Here is a 1,454-nt window from a genome sequence, read left to right as displayed (position 1 = left end):
TCCAAGGTAATACGCACCGAACCTTCTGCGTGAGGGAAGCAGAAAGCGCCTCTCCACTACACACGAGACGCTGCAGGGAGGTGCAGCGATCAACGCCCTTCGTGTCCATGAAGCTGGCCAGCATGGATGGTACAAAGTGTGCGGTGGTGATGCGTTGGCCGATTATCAGGTTTACAAGCGCATCCGGGTCTTTGTGTACACCAGGAACCGCCAGCACCAGGGTTGCCCCTTCAAGCAAGGTCCAGAAGAATTCCCAGGCAGAGACATCGAAGCTAAACGGGGTCTTCTGCAAGACGACGTCAGCCGTATTGAGTGCATAGGCCTTTTGCATCCAGATCAGGCGATTAACGATAGCCCGATGCTCATTCTGTGCCCCCTTGGGCGTGCCGGTGGATCCGGAGGTGTAGATCACATAGGCGAGATGGCGCGAGGTCAGGCCGAGCGCACGCGGGTCCGGATCGGAGAACGGCAGGTTCGCCCACTCCGGCGTCGCCGTCTCCAGATCGACCGCTATCACATCGGTCAGCACCTCGGGGCCGAGTGCGGCGCGGCCGGCCGCATCGCAAAGCAGCAGCTGCGGAGCGGCATCGCCCAGCATCTGGCGCAACCGCGCCGACGGATAAGCCGGATCCAGTGGCAGATACGCGCCCCCCCGCCTTGAGGATCGCCAACAGCCCCACCACCATCGCCGGGCGGCGCTCCACGCAGATCCCCACCGGCTGATCCGGCCTGACTCCCAGTGCGATCAGATGATGCGCCAGCCGGTTGGCCCGCGCATTGAGCTCGCCATAGCTCAGTCTCTCGTTCTCATGCACCAGCGCCACCGCCTCCGGTGCCCGCCGCACCTGCGCCTCGAACAGCTCATGGATGCACCGCTCCGACGGATACGCCGCCTCCGTGCGGTTCAGCTCCTCCAGCAGATACCCGCGCTCCGCCGCCGGCAGGATCTCCAGCTCCCGCACCGGCGTGTGCGGCGAGCGCTCCAGCAGCTCCGCCAGGTGCTCCAGCGCATGTTGCATGTAACCGCAGATACGCTCTGCTGAAACCGGCTCGACCGCTTCCGCCGTCAGGCCCAGCGCCTGCCCGGAGTCTTCCACCGACAGGCTCAGGGGATAGTTGGTGCGCTCCTGCGCACCCAGCCATTCGATGCCGTCCAGGACATCGTCGCCCACCGCCCCCTGAAGCGCCGCCAGCGTATTGTGGCGATAGTTCAGCAGCGCGCCAAACAGCGGCGCAGGCGCCGCAACGCCGCTGCAGCGCTGCGCCAGCGCCAGCGGGGCATGCTCGTGGGTGAGCAGCTCCGCCAGCCGCGCGTGGGTGCGACGCACACTCTCCCCGACCCCGGTTCCATCCACGTCGAGCCGCACCGGCAGCGTGTTCATGAACAGGCCCATCGCCCGGTCCGCGCCGCTGCCACCATGCATGCGCCCGAACAGCACCGTGCCGAACACCAC

The 1,454-nt window shown here is 65.8% G+C and carries 1 protein-coding gene and 1 pseudogene; both read right to left on the bottom strand.

Annotated elements, in window-relative coordinates; translation table 11 throughout:
- A partial coding sequence (locus tag GCT19_RS44580) for an AMP-binding protein (protein ID WP_265334653.1) occupies positions 1 to 598 on the bottom strand: 598 nt, incomplete at its 3' end.
- A 121-nt stretch (positions 599 to 719) separates the two neighbouring features.
- Positions 720 to 1,394, bottom strand: a pseudogene (locus tag GCT19_RS44575) (AMP-binding protein); the annotation flags it as partial.
- Between the last annotated feature and the right edge of the window lie 60 nt (positions 1,395 to 1,454).

The organism is Paraburkholderia atlantica, assembly GCF_009362785.1.
Taxonomy (GTDB): domain Bacteria; phylum Pseudomonadota; class Gammaproteobacteria; order Burkholderiales; family Burkholderiaceae; genus Paraburkholderia; species Paraburkholderia atlantica.
This window is presented reverse-complemented; position numbering and strand designations above follow the sequence as displayed.